The organism is Cupriavidus sp. PB-02 (assembly GCF_058252315.1).
In genome coordinates this window covers 4,007,245-4,026,448 of record NZ_CM177694.1, presented here as the reverse complement: position 1 = coordinate 4,026,448, position 19,204 = coordinate 4,007,245, and the positions used below count along the sequence as shown (strand labels likewise).

Sequence of the window (19,204 nt, the reverse complement as noted above, 5' to 3'; positions counted from 1 at the left end):
TTCGAATTTTTTTGTGACGTGACGGAATAAAGGCATCACATCGGGTGTTTACTTGAGGAGCGGTGCCGGCTGGCGGCACCGATTTGCATGGAGAACAAGATCATGGCACGTGTGCGTCTAACCTCTGCAGCATCCCTCCTTCGTCCCGCCGCGCTCGCGCTCGGCTGTGCGGCTGTCCTGCTCGCCGGCTGTTCCGGCATGGGCATGGGCGGTGGCGGTGGCGCCGGCAACTTGCCGCCCACGGTGAAGGTGACCAGTGGCGTGCTGACCGACCCGCAGGGCCTGACGCTGTATACCTTCGACCGCGACACCGCCGGCAGCGGCAAGAGCGCCTGCAACGGCCCGTGCGCCACCAACTGGCCGCCGCTGATGGCCGCGCCGGGCACCAGCCCGACTGGCCAGTACACCATCATCACGCGCGATGACGGCAGCAAGCAGTGGGCCTACCGCGGCATGCCGCTGTACCGTTTCGCCAAGGACGCCAAGCCGGGCGACCGGACTGGCGACAACCTCAACAACGTCTGGCATATCGCCAAGCCCTGACGGCAAGGCGAGCGCCGCGGCAGCCACGCCATGGAAGGATTTGACGGCCAGCTCGTCGCGCTGGCGCCGCGGCTGCGGCGCCATGCGCGCGGCCTCACCGGCGACGCGGCGCTGGCCGACGACCTGGTGCAGGACACGCTCGAGCGTGCGCTGCGCTACCGCTGGCGCTTCCGCCTGCGCCCCGGCGCATGGTGGGGCGACGGTGGCGACGGCCTGCTGCCGTGGCTGCTGACGTTGATGCACCGGCTGCGGCTCAATACGCTGCGCCGGAAGGAGCTGGTGGTGGCAACCGAGACCCTGCCCGAGGTCAGCGCTCCTGCGGAAGACCCCGGCCTGCGCCGCGACCTGGTCCAGGCGCTGGCGCAACTGCCGGAGCCGCAGCGCGCGGTGCTGCTGCTGGTGAGCCTGGAACAACTGACCTATGCCGAGGCCGCGCGCGTGCTCGACATCCCGCTGGGTACGGTGATGTCGCGCCTGGCGCGTGCGCGCGAGCAGATGCGCCGGCTGCTCGACGGCACCAACGTTTCTGTGCAGGCGGCCGCCGTGAACCCCTCCGGCAATTCCCTGCAGCGGGTGAAATGATGTCCGGCATCCACGAAGCGGACCTCCACGCCTACGCCGACGGCCAGCTCACCGGCGCGCGCCGCGCGGCCGTGGAAGCGTACTTGGCGCAGCACCCCGAGGCGGCGGCGCAGGTGGCCGCCTGGCGCCGACAGACGGATGCGCTGCACGGCGCGCTGGACCCGGTACTGAACGAGCCCGTGCCGCTTGCGGCGCTGCCGCCCGGGCTGCATGGCGATGGCCGCCGCCGCGAGGCCATGCGCCTGCAGTGGCCGCGCTGGCCGATGGCGCTCGCGGCCACCTGCGCCTCGGTGCTGCTGGTGGCCGTCGGCGGCGCGCTTGGCTGGATGGCGCACGCGCGCCTTGAAGGCAGCACGGTGGCGATGGCACCGGGCGAGCGCTTTGCGCGCGAGGCGCTGGCCACGCACGCGGTCTACGCGCCCGAGATGCGCCACCCGGTCGAAGTGCCGGCGAACGACGAAGCCCACCTGATCGCCTGGCTGTCGAAGCGGCTAGGCATGTCGCTGCAGGTGCCAGACCTGCGCGCGCAGGGCTTCCACCTGATCGGCGGGCGGCTCGGCGTGGCCGAGGGCGGCCCGTCGGCGATCCTGATGTACGAGTCGGACGACGGCACGCGCCTGTCGCTGCAGCTGCGGCGCATGGCGCAGGGCACGCCCGACACCGGCTTCCGCGTCGAGCACATGCCGCGCGAGCGCCGCGCGCGGGTGGCTTCCGGCGGCGACCCGATGGCGTTCTACTGGATCGACCGCGACATGGGCTTTGCGCTGGCCGCCCCGATTGAACGGGCACGGCTGCTGACGCTGGCGCAGGCGGTGTATCGCCAGTACCAGGGAGGCTAGCCATGCGGCCCGCAGCCCGCTCGCACGCGGTGCGACAAAGCGACGCAGGCCGCTGGCCAGCCGCGCCGGGCCAGCACTATCGGCCCGCGCGGCTGGTCAAAACCTGCATACGAGCCAGCGCATGGTGCGCGCGCCCGTATGCGCAACGAGGCACAACATGCTGATTCCGTCCCCCAAGTGGCTGCGTGGCGAAGATATTGCCGGCAGCGAGATCACGCCCCGCGATGTCTTTGCCTCGCGCCGCCGCCTGCTCGGCCTGGCCGCGGCCGGGGCCGCCGGCTCGGCACTGGCGCCCTGGCTGATGCGCGAAGCGCACGCGCAGGCCGGGCGCCACGGCCCCAAGCTGCCCGCTACCGCTAACAACACCTACGTCATCACGGAAAAGCGCACGCCTTACGAGGACGTGACCACCTACAACAACTTCTACGAGTTCGGCACCGACAAGTCCGACCCGGCGCGCAACGCCGGCACGCTGCGCCCGCGCCCCTGGCAGGTCTCGGTGGAGGGGCTGGTGAAGAAGCCCAAGGTCTATGATCTGGACGAGCTGATGAAGCTTGCCGCGCTGGAAGAGCGCGTCTATCGCCTGCGTTGCGTGGAGGGCTGGTCGATGGTGATCCCGTGGACCGGCTATCCGCTGGCCGAGCTGATCCGGCGCGTCGAGCCCCTGCCCGGTGCCAGGTACGTGCAGTTCATCACGCTGGCCGACAAGAAGCAGATGCCCGGCGTCAGCAGCGGCGTGCTCGACTGGCCCTACAGCGAGGGCCTGCGCATGGACGAGGCCATGCACCCGCTGGCGCTGCTGACCTTCGGCCTGTACGGCGAGGTGCTGCCCAACCAGAACGGCGCGCCGGTGCGCATGGTGGTGCCGTGGAAGTACGGCTTCAAGAGCGCCAAGTCGATCGTGAAGATCCGCTTTGTCGACAAGCAGCCGCCGACCAGCTGGAACCTGGCCGCTCCGCAGGAGTATGGCTTCTACTCGAACGTGAACCCGGACGTGGACCACCCGCGCTGGAGCCAGGCCACCGAGCGCCGCATCGGCGAGGACCGCGGCAGCGGCTTTGGCGCGCTGTTCGCGCCCAAGCGCAAGACCCTGCCGTTCAACGGGTACGGCCAGCAAGTGGCCGCGCTGTACCAGGGCATGGACCTGAAGAAGTTCTTCTGAGGCAAGGCAACGCATGGCTCTTCTCTCCACAGGCGCGGCCACTGCGGCCGCACGCAAACCGGGCGGCCTCGCACGCCTGGCCGCGCTTACGCCGCAGCGCGTGCGTGCGGTCAAGATCGCGGTCTGGCTGCTGGCGCTGCTGCCGTTCGTGCGGCTGCTGTACCTGGGCGCCACCGAGCAGTACGGTGCCAACCCGCTCGAATTCGTCACGCGTTCGACCGGCACCTGGACGCTGGTTATGCTGTGCCTGACGCTGACCATCACGCCGCTGCGCCGGCTCACGGGCTGGAACTGGCTGATCAGGCTGCGGCGCATGCTGGGTCTGTTTGCGTTCTTCTACGGGCTGCAGCACTTCCTGCTGTGGATCGGCGTGGACCGCGGGTTTGACCTCGCCTACATGGTCAAGGACGTGTACAAGCGGCCCTTTATCACGATGGGCTTCAGCGCCTTCGTGCTGATGATCCCGCTGGCGCTGACCTCGACCAACGGCATGGTGCGGCGCCTGGGCGGCAAGCGCTGGCAGGCGTTGCACCGGCTGGTTTATGCGATCGCCGTGCTGGCGATCCTGCACTACTGGTGGCACAAGGCGGGCAAGAACGACTTCAGTGAAGTGTCGATCTATGCCGCGGTGGTGTTTGTCCTGCTGGGGATGCGGGTGTGGTGGCGGGCGCGCACGCCGGCCAGTGGGGCGCGGCAGCCCGCCGCGTAGGCGGGCTGCGCCAGGGGATCAGTCCTGCAGCAGGCGCTCGTCGCGGAACAGGTCCTCGACCAGTTCGCGCTCGCGTACCAGGTGCACGTTGGCACCGTCCACCATCACTTCGGCGGCGCGCGGACGGGTGTTGTAGTTGGAGCTCATGGTGAAGCCGTAGGCGCCGGCCGACATCACCGCCAGCAGGTCGCCCGGTTCCAGCGCCAGCGCGCGGTCGCGGCCGAGCCAGTCGCCCGACTCGCACACCGGGCCAACGATGTCGTAGGTCACCGGCTGCGCGTCGCGCAGCGCCACCGGCTCGATGCGGTGATAGGCCTCGTACATGGCAGGACGCGCCAGGTCGTTCATGGCGGCATCGACGATGCAGAAATTCTTGGCCGCGCCGGGCTTCAGGAACTCCACCTGCGTCAGCAGCACGCCGGCGTTGCCTACCAGCGAGCGGCCCGGCTCGAACAGCACCTCGCGGTGGCCATGGCCACGCGCGGCCACGCGCTCCAGCAGCGTAGTGGCAAAGCCGGTGATGTCCGGCGGGGTTTCGTCGGTATAGGTGATGCCGAGGCCGCCACCCACGTCGATGTGTTCCAGGCGGATGCCTTCTCGCTCGAGCGCCTCGACCACGTCCAGCACCTTGTCCAGCGCTTCCAGGTAGGGCTCGACCTCAGTGATCTGCGAGCCGATATGGCAGTCGATGCCGGTCACTTCCAGGTGCGGCAGCGCGGCCGCGGCGCGGTAGGTCGGCAGCACGTCCTCGAAGGCGATGCCGAACTTGTTGCCTTTCAGGCCGGTGGAGATATACGGATGGGTCTTGGCGTCGACGTCCGGGTTGATGCGCAGCGAAACGCGTGCACGCTTGCCCACGCGGCCGGCCACTTCATTCAGGCGGTCCAGCTCGGGGATCGACTCCACGTTGAAGCAGCGCACGTCGTGCGCCAGCGCCAGCTCCATTTCCGCCGCGCTCTTGCCCACGCCGGAGAACACCACCTTGCGCGCGTCGCCGCCGGCGGCCAGCACGCGCTTGAGTTCGCCGCCCGAGACGATGTCGAAGCCCGCGCCCAGCTTGGCGAACACCTGCAGCACGGCCAGGTTGGAGTTCGCCTTCATGGCGTACTGCACCTGCGCGTTGCGGCCCTTGCAGGCGGCGGCGTAGGCCTGGTAGGCGGCGGTCAGCGCGGCACGCGAATACACGTAGGTGGGCGTACCGAATTCAGCGGCGATACGCGCCAGCGGCACCTGCTCGACGGCAAGCGCGCCGTCCTGGCGATGGAAAAATGCGGTCATGGTTATCGGGTGGTGGGGGCGGCGGGGGACGATGCGGGCTGCGCGGCAGGCGTGGCCGGTGCAGCCGGCACGGCGTCCGCACGGCCCAGGCCAGGATCGGGCGCGGTCGGCGCGGTCGGCTCGGGTGGCACTTTGGGCATGGTCAGCGGCCCGCGGATGCCGCATCCGCCCAGAAGGGGCATCGCAAGGGTGGCGGCAAACGCCGATACAATCGCAACACGACGTAGCATCGGGTCGTCCTTTAGGCTGTTGGCAAGGCATTGGATTGCCCGACGCAGCGGCCGAGGCATCCGCAGAATTCTCTACAAGTACTTCTTAACAAAAAACGCCGTTCGCGCCACGTACGCCCGGTCCGGGCAGCGGCGGCAACGGCGGTCTCGGAGTTTAGCATGCCCCCCTTGAGCGAAAGCGAGTTCCTGGCCCTGGCCACGCAGGAGCTGGACCGCATCGAAGCCGCGGTCGAGGCGGCCGCCGACGCGGCCGGCGCCGATATCGAAATCAGCCGCACCGGCAACGTGATGGAGCTGGAGTTCGAGAACGGCACCAAGATCATCATCAACAGCCAGGCACCGATGCAGGAACTGTGGGTGGCAGCGCGCGCCGGCGGCTTCCACTTCCGCCGCGACGGCGAGCGTTGGGTCGATACGCGCAATGGCGGCGAACTCTATGCGGCGCTGTCGGGCTACCTGAGCGAGCAGGCGGGCACGGCCCTCAAGCTGGGCTGAACTGCACCGCGCGATGGAAAGAACCACGTGGCAAGGGGGGTCGCTTAAAGTGTTGACGGGGGTAACGAGAGAAGCATAGAGTGCTGTATATCCATACAGTGCTCTAGGTAGGCCTTTGCTCCACACCTTTGAAGCCCGCCTCAATCTGACCCCCGAGTTAGCCGCCTTGTTGGCGGCTAACTCGGAACGCTGGTCGTGGGGCGCGCGTAAGGCTTGGAGTCTTCTGTATCGACAAAACCTCACTCGAACGACCGCCTACGCCACCTTAACGAGGGAAGGCTTTACCTCGCATCAAGTCGATTCCATGCTGAGGCAAGCTGAAATGCGCCATGCAGGCTTGGTCGAACTCAAAAAGTACGAACGAGGTCAGCTTGAGCTGGCCATTCAGCGACGAATGCGCACTAGCCGACAAAGGCAAGAAAATTCAGGCCCTGTCAAAACGGCAAGCCAAGCTACGCGCTCAACGCGATAAAGTAGCACCGAAGCCGGGGAAAGCCCGTTCAAACCGCTACCTTACGACGCTAGCCCGCCTACGGGAAGTCGATACCGAACTCGAATTTTGCCGCAACTGGGTTGCACAAAAAGAACGCGTTCTTACTGCCAAGCGCGGCAAGCTGTCCGCGCTGCTTAAAGCTATTGATGAAGGCCGCTACAGTCTCTGTTTTGGCTCGAAGAAGCTGCTTCAGCAGCGGCCCGGCGAACACAACACCGAGACCACTCCATTCGCCTCTGTCGAGGATTGGCACGAGGCCTGGGACACAGCCCGAAACGGTCAGGTCTGGTCGATAGGACATACGGCTAAGCCCAGCGGCAATAGCGAACTACAGTGGCTGCCGGATACCAACCAGTTGCGCGTCCGGTTGACGGACAAGCTTGCGCATGAACGCATGGACGCTTTGGGCATTCCTCGCAGCGGAGGGCCGCAAAAGGTGATGCCCCTTCGCATGAAATGCCGATTCATTGTGATTGACGGGGTCGACTTTGCCTCGCATCGGGGCGCGGCCCGCGCAGCGCTGATTGACGCGTTTGGAAAGCGGCCTGTCACAATGCGGCTCTTGCAAAGGCTATCACCGGCCGGCGAGCGCATTTGGTATCTGCAAGCGAGCGTTGACGTTCCCACCGGTTTCAACCCAGAGACCGCTCGCACTAGACCGAAGTTCCATGGTGACGCCGCCGCTGCGGCGTCGCGAAGCCCTTTTCCTGATTGAGGAATCGGCTCATCGGGGGGCGTTCGATGCCCTCATTTTGTAGTCACTAAAAATTCTTGACATTGGCGGGTTTTCTCCTATTCTTCTGGCTATGCCAGCACGAAACGGAACCGCTCACGTCGTTACGACGACCCGCAAGTACAAGGACCAGATCTATCGCACCCACCTGTTGCGGCGCAGTTACCGCGAGGACGGCGTGGTCAAGAACGAGACGCTGGGCAACCTGTCCCACTTGCCCGAGGCACTGATCGAGATCATCCGCCGCTCACTCAAGGGCGAGACCTTCGTGCCGCTGGGCGAGGCGTTCGAGGTGACACGCTCGCGCGCTCACGGCCACGTGCAGGCGGTGGCCACGGCCATGCAGCGTGCGGCGCCGCACACGAAGCTGGCCACCACGCGCTGGTGGCACACCAGCACCCTGGCGGAGGACTTCGGCGTGACCGAGGCCAACGAGAACGACCTGTACGCGACAATGGACTGGCTGCTCGCGCGCCAGGGCACAATCCAGAAGAAGCTCGCCGCGCGCCACTTGAGCGCCGGTGGCCTGGTGCTGTATGACCTGAGCTCCAGCTACTTCGAGGGCAACACCTGCCCGCTGGCCAAGCTTGGCTACAGCCGCGATGGCAAGAAGGGGCTGCTACAGGTCAACTACGGCTTGCTCACCGATGCGCGCGGCTGCCCAGTGGCGGTGTCGGTGCATGAGGGCAACGTGGCCGACAGCCAGACCTTCATGCCCGAGGTGCGGCGCCTGCAAGAGGAATTTGGTCTCTCCCGATTGGTCATGGTGGGCGATCGCGGCATGATCTCCAGCAAGGCCATCGACCAGATGCGTGAAGGCGGTGACCTGGGCTGGATCACCGCGCTCAAGAGCGCCTCGATCCGCCCGCTGCTCGAGCAAGGGCAACTGCAGCTTGGCCTGTTCGACGAGCGCAATCTGCTGGAGCTGAGTTCACCGGACTATCCGGGCGAGCGGCTGGTGGCGTGCCGCAATCCGGAACTGGCCAGGCTACGTGCCCACAAGCGAGAAGAGTTGCTGGCGGCCACCGAGGCGTGCCTGCAGCCGATCGTTGCCCGCGTGCAGGCGGGCAAGCTTGCCGGGCGCGATCAGATCGGCCTGCGCGTGGGCAAGGTGATCGACAAGTACAAGGTGGCCAAGCACTTTGCGCTGAGTATCGACGACGCGGCCTTCACGTTCAGCCGCAACAGCGAGGGCATCGCCCGCGAGGCGGCGCTCGACGGCCTCTACATCATCCGCACTTCGGTGAGTGCGGCGCAGATGGACTCGGCCGAGTGCGTGCGCAACTACAAGGCGCTGGCCAACGTGGAGCGCGCGTTCCGTTCGCTAAAAACGGTGGACCTGAAGGTGCGGCCAATCCATCACCGCACGGCCGATCGGGTGCGTGCGCATATCCTGCTGTGCATGCTGGCCTACTACGTCGAATGGCACATGCGTGAGGCTTGGCGCGAACTGATGTTCGCCGACCCGGATCAGGCCGCCAAGGCCACGCGTGATCCGGTGGCGCCTGCCGTGCGCTCTGCGGCAGCGCTGGCCAAGGCGGCGCGCCACACACTTGACGACGGCACGCCCGTGCACAGCTTCTCGAGCTTGATGGCCGAACTCGCCACGATCGTGCGTAACACCTGCCGCACACCCAGCGCTGGCGCTGAAGTGCCGACGTTCGAACTCGTCACCACGGCAAACGCGAAACAGAAGCAGGCTCTGGAATTGCTTCAGCAAATCCGCGTGTAGACAGAAACTGGAACCCGGGAATCACGACAAGTGCCTGTCGCAAAAGGGGAAACTCGCCCAGGCGGCTGGTGAACTTCGGACTAGAGAGGCTGGTGTCCTTGGACTGGATTTGAATGCCCGGGGCGTTGCCTGGGCTGTGGTGAAGCCCGATGGGAACCGGTTGCGGGAGGGTCATCCGCAGAGCGGCTTTCTCGGCTGGGACCTAAAAGGCCTTTCCGACGCTGTACGCAAGCAAGTCATCGGAACAACCGTTGCAGAGCTTGCCCGCCTGGGCAAGCGCCTAGGCCTCGCAGTGGCCATCGAGAACCTGGATTTCGCGACGAAGAAGGCCGGCTTGCGCGCCGGCGGCGTCAACAAGCGATACAACGAGATGCTAAGCTCGTTTGCAAGCTCACAGTTCGCAGAGCTGATGACCCGTGCCTGTGAAAAAGCTCATGTTCGGCTCTATTTGGTGAACCCTTCGTACAGTTTGGGGTTACCCCGTTTCATCGGACAGATTCGCATTGGAATTTTATGTCGATGGGTTTCCTCCTTGTGATGGGGCAGTGTAGGCCCGGTGTAGCGCCGGATTCATGCCATTGACAGGCAGCTTTTCAAATTCCTGCGGGGAACGATAGCCCAGGGCGCTGTGCAAGCGGTGCGAGTTGTACCAGCCCTCAATCCAAGTGAACAACGCCTGTCGGGCGTCGTCGTGGGTGGCGAAGTGCGAGCGGTTCAGCAATTCGCACTCGAGCGTGGCAAAGAAGGCCTCACACATGGCGTTGTCGTAGGCATCGCCCACTGAACCCATGGAGGGGCGTACGCCCGCATCCCGACAGCGTTGGCCAAAGGCCACCGACGTGTACTGGCACCCCTGGTCCGAATGGTGGATCACCGACGTGGGATGTCGCTGCGCGAGCGCCATGTCCAGCGCCTGCAACATCAGCGCGGTGCGCAGGTGGTTGTCCATGGCCCAGCCCACGATGCGTCGGCTGTATACGTCGAGGACGACAGCCAGATAGTAAAAGCCGGCCTTGGTCGGAATGTACGTCGCATCGGCAACCCAAAGCTGGTTGGGGGCCTCAGCACGGAAGTGCCGCTGCACCAGATCGGCAGCGGGTCTGGCCCGCGCTGCGCGGTGCGTCGTGCAGATGAAGTGTGGCCGGCATGCCCCGCGCAGCCCGGCCTCACGCATCAGTCTCGCCACGCGCTTGCGCCCCACCCGGATGCCCTGACGCAGCAGAGCCGCGTGTACCCGGGGCACGCCATAGGTGCCGCAGGAGTGCGAGTGAATTGCTCGGATCTGCACCAGCAGCAGCTTGTCACGCACGACACGGGGGCTCGGGCTACGCCCGTTCCACGCATGGAACCCACTGCGCGAGACCTTAAGCAGCCGGGCCATGGTGGACAGCGGATAACGAGCTTGGTTCGCCTTCATGAATTCGTACCCTTGTCGGGCAGCGAGTCGGTCTCCCGGGCGAACCAAGCCGCGGCTTTTGCAAGTATCTCCCTCTCCATTTTGAGCTGCCGGTTCTCACGGCGTAGCCGTGTGAGCTCCTGGTGCTCGGCACTGGTCAGGCCATCATGACGTGTGCCTGCGTCACGCTCGGCCTGTGCAACCCAGTTGTAAATGGTCTGAGCCGTGGGTTCGAATTCTTTGGCCAGATCTTCGGGGCGGCGACCTGCATGGACCAAGTCAACCATTTGCTGACGGAAGACAGTGCTGTACGGTGGGCGCGTTTTCGGCATAGTGCACCTCCTGTTTACTCAAGATAGGCACTGTCCGAAAAAGCGGGTCACCTCCAGTTCGGTCGGAGGCTTCACCAAATATGGCCGTCCCAATCGAATCGGCGCGGATGAGTCCGCCTCTCTTTGGTTGGGCCGGCAAGCTTTGTACGGTATCCCCTGGAAGACAGTGGGTGCCCAGTGCTTCGTCAAGAGGCACAACGAGCGACTCGTCTTTTCGCACCTGCCAGCCACCCCGAAGCAGAGCAAGACGGCCCTGGCAGGGGCTCAATGGAGAGATGTCGCTCGGGCTCTAGGCAAGAACCGGAAGCGATGGGGTGAAAACCTCCGCAATTGGTTCCTCTGCCAGGTCGAAACCCCTTCCCCGCAGACCGTCTGCGAGCCTGATGTGGCGTCATTGCCAACGGGATAGAAGTGTGGTTTTCAGCTCGAGACCTCTAGGACCTCGAGCGGCGCAGTGAAAACTGCGTTTTGTCGCCGTGTTCTCTTGTGGAAGAAATTTTGCCTAAGAGAATGGCCATCTCTGCTAGTCCAGAGATGGCCATTGAGAATTACATCAACACTTTAAGCGACCGCCTAGGCCACGTGGCCGGCTTTCTGCTGTCTGGCGGCAGCCATCACGCCCCGCCAAACATCTCCAGGATCTTCCGCTTCTCCTGCTCCGTATCGGCCTGCGGGGTGGTCGACTCCTCCGGCTTGCCCGGCCACGGATCGCCCAGGCCCACCGAAGCCACCCCGGCGCCGCCGGCGTTCTCCTCGAAGGTCCAGTCGCCGCCCACCATCAGCACGCCTTCCGGCGCCGGCCGCTCGGGCGATTCCGGCACGCCCTTGAGCGCCTTGCTCATGTAGCCGACCCAGATCGGCAGCGCCAGGCCGCCACCGGTTTCGCGCACGCCCAGGCTCTTGGGCTGGTCGTAGCCCATCCAGGCGATCGCCACCAGGTTCGGCGTGTAGCCGGCGAACCAGGCATCGACCGCGTCGTTGGTGGTGCCGGTCTTGCCGGCCAGGTCATTGCGGCCCAGGCGCTGCTTGGCGCTGTTGGCGGTGCCGTAGCGCACCACGTCGCGCAGCATGGTGTCGGCGATAAAGGCCGTGCGCGCGTCCAGCACGCGCACCGCGTCGCTGCCGGCGCGCTGCGGATGGGTTTCGGAGATCACGTTGCCGCGCGCGTCCACCACCTTCTGGATCAGGTACGGGTTGACGCGGTAGCCGCCGTTGGCGAACACCGAGTACGCGCCCGCCATCTGCAGCGGCGTCACGGCGCCCGAGCCCAGCGCCATCGGCAGGTAGGCGGGGTGCTTGTCGGCCTCGAAGCCGAAGCGCGTGATGTAGTCCTGCGCGTACTGCGTGCCGATCGCGCGCAGGATCCGCACCGAGACCAGGTTCTTGGACTTGGCCAGCGCGCGGCGCATGGTCATCGGGCCTTCGAAGCGGCCGTCATAGTTCTTCGGCTCCCACACCTGGCCGCCGGTATCAGGGCCGATCGTCAGCGGCGCGTCGTTGATCACCGTGGCAGGCGAGAACCCCTTTTCCAGCGCCGCCGAGTAGATGAACGGCTTGAAGCTGGAGCCCGGCTGGCGCCAGGCCTGGGTCACGTGGTTGAACTTGTTGCGGTTGAAGTCGAAGCCGCCCACCATCGAACGGATTTCGCCGTCCTGCGGATTGATCGACACGAACGCGGCGGACACTTCCGGCAGCTGCGTGACCGACCAGTTGCCTTTCTCATCCTGGGTCACGCGGATGATCGCGCCCGGGCGCATCTTCATCTTCGGCTGCGCGTTGGCCGACAGCGACGGCGAGATAAAGCGCAGCGCCGAGCCTTCGATAGTCGCCACCTCGCCGGACAGCAGCGTCGCCTTCACTTGCTTGCCCGACACGCTGGTGACCACGGCCGAGCGCAGGTCGCCGCTGCCCGGGTGCTCGACCAGCGCATCGTCAATGGCCTGCTCGCGCTCGGCCGGATCGGAAGGCAGGTCGATAAAGGCCTCGGGGCCGCGGTAGCCGTGCTTGCGCTCGTAGTTCATGATGCCGCTGCGCACGGACTCGTAGGCGGCGTCCTGGTCGGGCTTGGTCAGCGTGGTGTAGACCGTCAGGCCGCGCGTGTAGGTCTCTTCACGGTACTGCGCGTACATCAGCTGGCGCACGATTTCCGCGACGTACTCGGCGTGGGTGGAGAACTCGTTGCCCTCGGTGCGCACCTTCAGCTCTGAGCGCACGGCCTCGTCGTACTGCTCGGGCGTGATGTAGCGCAGGTCGCGCATGCGCTGCAGGATGTATTCCTGGCGCACCTTGGCGCGGCGCGGGTTGACCACCGGGTTGTAGGCCGACGGCGCCTTGGGCAGGCCGGCCAGCATGGCGGCCTCGGCCGGCGTCACCTCGCGCACCGACTTGCCGAAGTACACGCGCGCGGCGCTGTCAAAGCCGTAGGCGCGCTGCCCCAGGTAGATCTGGTTCATGTACAGCTCGAGGATCTGGTCCTTGTTCAGGTTGGCCTCGATCTTGTACGCCAGCAGCATCTCGTAGATCTTGCGGGTATAGGTCTTCTCGCTGGACAGGAAGAAGTTGCGCGCCACCTGCATGGTGATGGTGGAGGCGCCCTGCGAGAGCCCGCCGCGCAGATTGGCCAGCCCGGCGCGCATTACGCCGACGAAGTCGACGCCGCCGTGTTCGTAGAAGCGGTCGTCCTCGATCGCCAGAACCGCCTTTTTCATCACGTCCGGGATTTCGGCGATGGGCACGAAGTTGCGCCGCTCTTCTCCGAATTCCCCGATCAGCACGTTGTCCGCGGTGTAGATGCGCAGCGGGATCTTGGGCCGGTAGTCGGTGATGGTGTCCAGCGACGGCAGGTTGGGCGCGGCCACCAGCAGCGCGTAGCCAAGCAGCAGCGCGATTACGACGGCGCCGGCGACAAGCAGTCCGACCGCCCCGAACATGAGCCGCGCCCAGATCGAGCGGCGGGCAGGGTGGGACGGCTTGTGTTGTGCGGTGGCCATAAGGGAAATACCTAGTCAGGGGTGCCCGGGATTATATCTTCCGGGATCGGGCCATCCGCGCGCCCAGTGCCCCGGGCGCCGCTATCGCGCTGTTACAAGATGTAATACGACGGATACCAGCTAGCAAGCCGAAGTTGCCTGCAACAGCCGGCTGCGGAAGGGAACCCGACGACCGTGGGGTTTTGGCAACGAAATGGCACGAGGCTTCTGAAAAAGTAGTCGTGGTCAGTTCGGCACATTGCCACCGGTGCTGGTTTTTGTGAGAATCGGCCAACATAAAAGAGCAAAGGTTTCATTCAAGAAACACGGCTCGCCCGATTAGAGCGTTGACGCCAGGGGCGAGTTCAAATGTCAGGGGGTCACCTTGCGACGGGGCATTTTGTCGGGGCTTCTGCGCCGGACTACGGTCGGCGTAGATATCGGGTCGTCCAGTGTCAAGGTAGTCGAGCTGTCCGTAGGGGGCAGCAGGCAGGACTATCGGCTGGAAAAATGCGCCAGCGAACTGCTGGACCGCAACGCCGTTGCCGATGGCAACGTCATCAATATCGAGGCAGTCGGGATCGCGCTCAAGCGCGCGCTCGGCAAGGCTGGCATCCGCTCGAAAGACGTGGTGCTGGGCGTGCCATCCATGCTGACCGAATCGCAGACGGTCAGCCTGCCGGACAACCTGTCCGAAGACGAGCTTTACTCCCAGGTCGAATCCGAGGCGCACCGGCTCTATCCGCCGTCGCAGGCGGTCAACTTCGACTTTGCCGTGATCGGTCCGAGCGAAACCGAGGGCGGCATCGGCGTGCGCGTCACCGCGGCCAACAGCGACCGCGTGCAGGAGCGCGTGACCGCGGCGGAGATGGCCGGGCTCAAGCCCCAGGTGATGGACGTCGAGGAATACGCGGTGCAGCGCTCGATCGTGCAGATGCTGGGCGTGCCGCAGGAAATGTCCGAGGCCGATGCCCGCGCGCTACCGGTGGTGGCGGTGGTCCACCTGGGCGGCAGCCGCTCCAAGGCGATCTTCTACCAGGGCTGGAAAGAGCTGTACGAACAGCCGCTGAACAGCTACGGCGACCAGCTCACGCAGAGCGCCGCGCGCATGTTCACGCTCGACGCGCTCAAGGCCGAGATCAAGAAACGCAAGAACACGCTGCCTGAAGCCTGGCGCGGGCAACTGCTCAAGCCGTCGCTGGACGCGCTGGCGATGGAAGTGCAGGCCGCGATCGGCAACTTCATCTCCAGCTCCAGCCTGGGGCGGGTCGACGAGATCCTGCTGTCGGGCGGCCATGCTTCGCTGCTCGGCGTGCAGGCGGCGATCCAGCAGCAGACCAAGATCACCACCACGCTGGCGAACCCGTTCGCCAACATGGCGACCAACGCCAAGGTCAACGAGCGCTACCTGCAGCGCGACCTTCCGGCGTATATCGTCAGTGCCGGCCTCGCATTGCGCGGCCTGCAATAACGCACCGGAGGCATTCGAATGTCTACGAACACGCTGCCTTCGGTCAACCTGCTGCCCTACCACGAAGCCCGCAAGGCGGCTCGCCGCAAGAAGGTCTATTCGATGCTGGGCGCCGCCGCGGCCGGCGGCGCGGCGGTGGTGCTGCTGGGCGGGCTCTATATCGACGGGCGCATTGATTCCGAGGTCGCGCTCAACCAGGTGCTGAGTGCCGAGAACGCCAAACTGGACGGGCAGATCCGCGAGGTCAACAGCCTCAAGAAAGATATCGACGCGCTGCTGCAACGGCAGAAGGCGGTGGAAAGCCTGCAGACCGAGCGCAACCGCCCGGTGCAACTGCTCGAGGAACTGGTGCGGCAGGTGCCGGAAGGCGTCTACCTGACCAGCCTCAAGCAGACCGGAGAGTCCTTCACCATCGCGGGGGTGGCGCAGTCCAACGAGCGCATTTCCGAACTGCTGCGCAACCTGAGCGGCGTGGCCTGGCTGGACAAGGCCGAGCTGGTCGAGTCCAAGGCGGTCACCATGACCAACAACCTGCGCGAGCAGCGCCGCCTGTTCGACTTCTCGATGCGCTTTGCCTACCGCGCGCCGGGAACGCCGCAGGGCGCGGACGGCAAGAAGGCCGCGCCGGCAGCTTCCGCACCAGCCGTACCGACACCCGCATCCGCAGCAGCCCCCGCAGCCGGAAAGGCCTGACCATGGCGCTCAATACCGAAATCAACCTGGCTGACCTCACCAGCCAGTTCCGCGGGCTCAACCTGAACGAGCCGGAAACCTGGCCGGCCGCGCCGCGCGTGCTGTTCGCGGTAATGGCCGCGGCGCTGGTGCTGCTGCTGGGCTGGCAGTTCTACTGGAGCGCCAAATTCGACGAACTCGACCGCCAGCGCCAGGAGCAGGAAAGCCTCAGGCAGGCGTACCAGTCCAAGGTGACGCAGGTGGCCAACCTCGACGCGCTGCGCGAGCAGAAGAAGCAGGTGGAGCAGCGCGTGGCGCTGCTCGAGCGCCAGCTCCCCAACAAGACCGAAATGGACGCGCTGCTGGCTGACGTCAACCACGCCGGCGTCGCGCGCGGCCTGCAGTTCGAGCTGTTCAAGCCGCAGGCGGCGGTGATCAAGCCTTACTTTGCCGAGATCCCGGTGAACCTGCGCGTGACCGGCCGCTACCACGAGGTGGCGCAGTTCAATGCCGACGTGGCCGCGCTGTCGCGCATCGTGTCGATGCAGAACCTGCAACTGGCCAATACCAAGGACGGCGGGCTATCGATGGAGGCAGTGGCGATGGCCTACCGCGCGCTCGATCCCGAAGAACAGGCCGCGCAGCGCAAGGCCGCCGCGGCCGCCGCCGCCGCCAAGCAGGGAGGTGCCAAATGAGCCGCACCGTCCGTATCCGTAGCCTGGCATGGGCCGCAGCGCCGCGTACGGTCGCGGTTGCAGCGCTCGCGGTCGGCCTGCTGGGCGCCTGCGGCGCCAGCGACGAAGCCGCGCTGCGACAGTGGATGGACGCCACCCGCAACGCCCGCGCCAAACCGCCTGAGCCGCTGCCGGAGGCCCGCCCCTACGTGCCGCGCGAGTACGCCGTGGCCAACGCGCCCGAGCCGTTCGCGCAGGCCAAGATCGGCGAGCTGAACAAGACGCTGCCGGATTCGCCCGAGGCCGGGCGGCGCCGCGAGCCGCTGGAAGACTACCCGCTCGAGAACTTCAAGATGCTCGGGATGATGAAGAAGAACGGGGAAACCTTCGGCATCGTAAGAGTTGATAACAAGATCCACCACATCAAGGTGGGTCAGTATCTCGGCCAGAGCTATGGCCGGGTGGTCCGCATCACCGATCAGGAGATCGTGTTGCGTGAATTGGTCCGGGAGGGGGTATCAGAGTGGAAAGAGAAAATGACCAGCCTGAAGCTGGAGGTGGCGGCATGACCCTCGCGCGCTGGTACCGTGCGCTCGCGGGCGCCGTGATGACGACGCTGGTGCTGGCCGCTCCGGCCGCGCTGGCACAAAGCAACCGGGTCAAGTCGGTGGACGCCAGCGTGGTCGGCGAGCAGACCGTGTTGACGATCGAGCTCGAACGGCCGCCGGCGCAGAAGCCGGTGGACTTCACCACGCAGAACCCGGCACGGCTGGCGATCGATTTCTTTGATACCGGCTTTGCCAACCGGCGCGCGCAGTATGACTACGGCGGCAAGCTGGTCAAGACTGCCAACGTAGTGCAGATAGGCGACCGCACCCGCGTGATCGTCGACCTCACGCGCACCGCCACCTATCGCACCGAGGTGCGCGGCAACTACTTCGTGGTGGCGCTGGATAATGTGGCGCCCGCGGTCAAGAGCGCCGCGCCAACGTTTGCGCCGGCCGCGACAGTGACGCCGGTGGCCGCTGCGGCGCGGCCGTCGGTGCGCAATATCGACTTCCGTCGCGGTGCCGACGGTGCCGGGCGCGTGGTGGTGGACCTGTCATCGCGCGACTCGGGCATCAATATCGCGCAGCAGGGCAAGCACGTGGTGGTCGACTTCCTCGGCACCACGCTGCCCGACAACCTGCGCCGTCGCTACGACGTCAGCGACTTCGGCACGCCGGTGCAGAGCCTGCGCGCCAACGATGCCAACGGCAACGCGCGCCTGACCATCGAGCCGAACGGCAACTGGGAGTACAGCTCTTACCAGACCGACACCCAGTTCGTGGTCGAAGTGCGTCCGGTCAAGGAGGACCCGACCAAGCTGATCAGCGGCCCGGGCTACCGCGGCGAGCGCCTGTCGCTGAACTTCCAGAACATCGACATCCGCTCGCTGCTGCAGGTGTTTGCCGATTTCACCAACCTGAACATCATCACCAGCGAAAGCGTGCAGGGCAACCTGACGCTGCGTCTGAAGGACGTGCCGTGGGACCAGGCGCTGCAGATCGTGATGGATGCCAAGGGGCTGGCGTCGCGCCGCAATGGCAATGTGCTGTGGGTGGCGCCCAAGGCCGAGCTGCAGACCAAGGAAAAGCTCGAACTGGAGTCGCAACAGCAGATCAATGATCTCGAGCCGATCCGCAGCCAGGTGTTCCAGCTCAACTACCAGCGCGCCGAGGACGTGCGCCGGATGCTGCTGGGCATGAACGCCGGCGGCGGCGGCAGTGCCGTGCCCGCGGTCGGTGCGGCGGGAGCGGCGGGCGCCAGTGCGCGCATGCTGTCCAAGCGCGGTTCGCTGACGGCCGATGCGCGTACCAACCAGTTGTTCGTGTCGGATATCGCCAGCAAGCTGGAAGAGGTGCAGAGCTTTGTCGGCAAGATCGATATCCCGGTGCGCCAGGTGATCATCGAGGCGCGCATCGTCGAGGCCACCGATTCCTTCAGCCGCAACCTGGGTGTGAAGCTGGGCTTTGCCGGGCAGTACAACAACGCCCGCGTCGGCAACACGTACAACAACGTGCTGCCCGGGGCGACTTCCGACAACGGCCCGTTCCTGAGCCTGCCGGCCGGCGCCATCAACGGCACCAACCCCGCCAATGTCGCGGTCAGCCTGTTCAACAGCGCCGCCACCAAATTCCTGGCACTGGAGTTGTCGGCGCTGGAAGCGGACGGCAAGGGCAAGATCATCTCCAGCCCGCGCGTGGTCACGGCCAACAACATCAAGGCGCTGATCGAGCAGGGTACCGAGCTGCCGTACCAGGCGGCGACCTCCAGCGGTGCTACCTCGGTGCAGTTCCGCAAGGCCAACCTGAAGCTGGAGGTGACGCCGCAGATCACGCCCGAAGGCAATGTCCTGCTGGACGTGGACGTGAACAAGGACAGCGTGGGCATCCAGACCACCTCGGGCTTTGCCATCGACACCAAGCACGTGCAGACCCAGGTGCTGGTGGAGAACGGCGGCACGGTGGTGATCGGCGGCATCTACACCCAGACGGAGTCCAACGACACCGACAAGGTGCCGCTGCTGGGCGATATCCCGGTGCTGGGCTACCTGTTCAAGAGCAACGCCAAGGTGCGCAACCGCACCGAGCTGCTGGTGTTCCTGACGCCGCGGATCCTGAACGACAGCGTGTCGCTGAGGTAGGCGGAAGCCGGCGGTGGTCCGCGCATCGGGCGGGATACAGTAGACTGACAGGCCGCATCGACCGATGCGGCCATTTTTTTTTGCGCACCGCGGCCGTCCGGGCGAGGAGACGGCCCTGGGAGGACGGGTCGGATCCCGGCATGTGGCCCATGCTGCATCCGCCACTTGCCGGGCGCGCCACAACATAAGAAGATGATGCAGTTCCCAA

At 65.5% G+C, this 19,204-nt stretch carries 18 protein-coding genes; 14 read left to right on the top strand and 4 right to left on the bottom strand.

Annotation, left to right across the window (positions count from 1 at the left end; all coding sequences use genetic code 11):
• Positions 1–102 precede the first annotated feature (102 nt).
• From AC10V3_RS18885 to msrQ, 5 genes are all read left to right on the top strand, one after another.
• Positions 103–543 (top strand): COG4315 family predicted lipoprotein, encoded by a 441-nt coding sequence (locus tag AC10V3_RS18885; RefSeq protein ID WP_022536847.1) that lies wholly within the window; start codon positions 103–105, stop codon positions 541–543.
• Positions 544–573: 30 nt separating this feature from the next.
• Complete coding sequence (locus tag AC10V3_RS18880) at positions 574–1,125, top strand: RNA polymerase sigma factor (protein ID WP_022536846.1); 552 nt, start codon at positions 574–576, stop codon at positions 1,123–1,125.
• Positions 1,122–1,964 (top strand): anti-sigma factor family protein, encoded by an 843-nt coding sequence (locus tag AC10V3_RS18875; RefSeq protein ID WP_041681167.1) that lies wholly within the window; start codon positions 1,122–1,124, stop codon positions 1,962–1,964. Before AC10V3_RS18880 ends, AC10V3_RS18875 begins: the two co-directional genes overlap by 4 nt.
• Before the next feature lie 157 nt (positions 1,965–2,121).
• On the top strand, positions 2,122–3,126 hold the full coding sequence (gene msrP / locus AC10V3_RS18870) for a protein-methionine-sulfoxide reductase catalytic subunit MsrP (protein WP_022536844.1): 1,005 nt from the start codon (positions 2,122–2,124) through the stop codon (positions 3,124–3,126).
• 13 nt (positions 3,127–3,139) lie between these two features.
• Entirely contained in the window at positions 3,140–3,835 is a 696-nt protein-coding gene (gene msrQ / locus AC10V3_RS18865) for a protein-methionine-sulfoxide reductase heme-binding subunit MsrQ (RefSeq protein WP_022536843.1), read from the top strand.
• Between the two features lie 18 nt (positions 3,836–3,853).
• Here msrQ and lysA read toward each other — a convergent pair whose 3' ends face one another.
• The gene (lysA, locus tag AC10V3_RS18860) at positions 3,854–5,113 is read right to left on the bottom strand and encodes a diaminopimelate decarboxylase (protein ID WP_022536842.1); all 1,260 of its coding nucleotides are present in this window, start codon (positions 5,111–5,113) and stop codon (positions 3,854–3,856) included.
• Between the two features lie 2 nt (positions 5,114–5,115).
• A complete protein-coding gene (locus AC10V3_RS18855; RefSeq protein WP_374063628.1) occupies positions 5,116–5,343 on the bottom strand; it encodes a hypothetical protein in 228 nt (75 codons plus the stop codon).
• A gap of 159 nt (positions 5,344–5,502) precedes the next feature.
• Between AC10V3_RS18855 and cyaY the strand changes: the two genes are divergently transcribed.
• The 4 genes from cyaY to AC10V3_RS18835 all read left to right on the top strand — a co-directional run bounded on the left by cyaY (position 5,503) and on the right by AC10V3_RS18835 (position 9,334).
• Complete coding sequence (gene cyaY / locus AC10V3_RS18850) at positions 5,503–5,838, top strand: iron donor protein CyaY (protein ID WP_022536840.1); 336 nt, start codon at positions 5,503–5,505, stop codon at positions 5,836–5,838.
• Positions 5,839–6,209: 371 nt separating this feature from the next.
• The gene (locus AC10V3_RS18845; RefSeq protein ID WP_490922731.1) at positions 6,210–7,046 is read left to right on the top strand and encodes a hypothetical protein; all 837 of its coding nucleotides are present in this window, start codon (positions 6,210–6,212) and stop codon (positions 7,044–7,046) included.
• Between the two features lie 91 nt (positions 7,047–7,137).
• On the top strand, positions 7,138–8,796 hold the full coding sequence (locus AC10V3_RS18840) for an IS1634 family transposase (protein ID WP_490922730.1): 1,659 nt from the start codon (positions 7,138–7,140) through the stop codon (positions 8,794–8,796).
• Between the two features lie 109 nt (positions 8,797–8,905).
• Positions 8,906–9,334: a hypothetical protein gene (locus AC10V3_RS18835; protein ID WP_490922729.1), complete on the top strand. Its 429-nt coding sequence runs from the start codon at positions 8,906–8,908 to the stop codon at positions 9,332–9,334.
• Here AC10V3_RS18835 and AC10V3_RS18830 read toward each other — a convergent pair.
• A protein-coding gene (locus AC10V3_RS18830; protein ID WP_414225148.1) for an IS3 family transposase occupies positions 9,308–10,524 on the bottom strand; the annotation gives its coding sequence in 2 pieces (ribosomal slippage) (positions 9,308–10,275 and positions 10,275–10,524; 1,218 coding nt in all). The two genes, AC10V3_RS18835 and AC10V3_RS18830, sit on opposite strands and share 27 nt — an antisense overlap.
• A 614-nt stretch (positions 10,525–11,138) precedes the next feature.
• Positions 11,139–13,514, bottom strand: a complete 2,376-nt coding sequence (locus AC10V3_RS18825) for a penicillin-binding protein 1A (RefSeq protein ID WP_022536838.1) — start codon at positions 13,512–13,514, stop codon at positions 11,139–11,141.
• A gap of 379 nt (positions 13,515–13,893) precedes the next feature.
• Here AC10V3_RS18825 and pilM point away from each other — a divergent pair, with 379 nt between their 5' ends.
• From pilM to AC10V3_RS18800, 5 genes are read left to right on the top strand one after another with little or no spacing between them, the layout of a single operon-like run.
• A complete protein-coding gene (gene pilM / locus AC10V3_RS18820; protein ID WP_349605161.1) occupies positions 13,894–14,964 on the top strand; it encodes a type IV pilus assembly protein PilM in 1,071 nt (356 codons plus the stop codon).
• A gap of 18 nt (positions 14,965–14,982) precedes the next feature.
• On the top strand, positions 14,983–15,657 hold the full coding sequence (locus AC10V3_RS18815) for a PilN domain-containing protein (protein WP_022536836.1): 675 nt from the start codon (positions 14,983–14,985) through the stop codon (positions 15,655–15,657).
• 2 nt (positions 15,658–15,659) lie between these two features.
• Positions 15,660–16,331, top strand: a complete 672-nt coding sequence (locus AC10V3_RS18810) for a type IV pilus inner membrane component PilO (RefSeq protein WP_022536835.1) — start codon at positions 15,660–15,662, stop codon at positions 16,329–16,331.
• Positions 16,328–16,879: a pilus assembly protein PilP gene (locus AC10V3_RS18805; RefSeq protein WP_022536834.1), complete on the top strand. Its 552-nt coding sequence runs from the start codon at positions 16,328–16,330 to the stop codon at positions 16,877–16,879. The genes AC10V3_RS18810 and AC10V3_RS18805 overlap by 4 nt, the downstream gene beginning before the upstream one ends.
• A complete protein-coding gene (locus AC10V3_RS18800; protein WP_022536833.1) occupies positions 16,876–18,996 on the top strand; it encodes a type IV pilus secretin PilQ in 2,121 nt (706 codons plus the stop codon). Before AC10V3_RS18805 ends, AC10V3_RS18800 begins: the two co-directional genes overlap by 4 nt.
• The last annotated feature ends 208 nt before the right edge of the window (positions 18,997–19,204 follow it).

Excerpts from the sequence above, each read along its gene's own strand:
- AC10V3_RS18885 (WP_022536847.1), top strand. The coding sequence starts at position 103 with ATGGCACGTGTGCGTCTAACCTCTGCAGCATCCCTCCTTCGTCCCGCC.
- AC10V3_RS18880 (WP_022536846.1), top strand. The coding sequence starts at position 574 with ATGGAAGGATTTGACGGCCAGCTCGTCGCGCTGGCGCCGCGGCTGCGG.
- AC10V3_RS18875 (WP_041681167.1), top strand. The coding sequence starts at position 1,122 with ATGATGTCCGGCATCCACGAAGCGGACCTCCACGCCTACGCCGACGGC.
- msrP (WP_022536844.1), top strand. The coding sequence starts at position 2,122 with ATGCTGATTCCGTCCCCCAAGTGGCTGCGTGGCGAAGATATTGCCGGC.
- msrQ (WP_022536843.1), top strand. The coding sequence starts at position 3,140 with ATGGCTCTTCTCTCCACAGGCGCGGCCACTGCGGCCGCACGCAAACCG.
- lysA (WP_022536842.1), bottom strand. The coding sequence starts at position 5,113 with ATGACCGCATTTTTCCATCGCCAGGACGGCGCGCTTGCCGTCGAGCAG.
- AC10V3_RS18855 (WP_374063628.1), bottom strand. The coding sequence starts at position 5,343 with ATGCTACGTCGTGTTGCGATTGTATCGGCGTTTGCCGCCACCCTTGCG.
- cyaY (WP_022536840.1), top strand. The coding sequence starts at position 5,503 with ATGCCCCCCTTGAGCGAAAGCGAGTTCCTGGCCCTGGCCACGCAGGAG.
- AC10V3_RS18840 (WP_490922730.1), top strand. The coding sequence starts at position 7,138 with ATGCCAGCACGAAACGGAACCGCTCACGTCGTTACGACGACCCGCAAG.
- AC10V3_RS18825 (WP_022536838.1), bottom strand. The coding sequence starts at position 13,514 with ATGGCCACCGCACAACACAAGCCGTCCCACCCTGCCCGCCGCTCGATC.
- AC10V3_RS18815 (WP_022536836.1), top strand. The coding sequence starts at position 14,983 with ATGTCTACGAACACGCTGCCTTCGGTCAACCTGCTGCCCTACCACGAA.
- AC10V3_RS18810 (WP_022536835.1), top strand. The coding sequence starts at position 15,660 with ATGGCGCTCAATACCGAAATCAACCTGGCTGACCTCACCAGCCAGTTC.
- AC10V3_RS18805 (WP_022536834.1), top strand. The coding sequence starts at position 16,328 with ATGAGCCGCACCGTCCGTATCCGTAGCCTGGCATGGGCCGCAGCGCCG.
- AC10V3_RS18800 (WP_022536833.1), top strand. The coding sequence starts at position 16,876 with ATGACCCTCGCGCGCTGGTACCGTGCGCTCGCGGGCGCCGTGATGACG.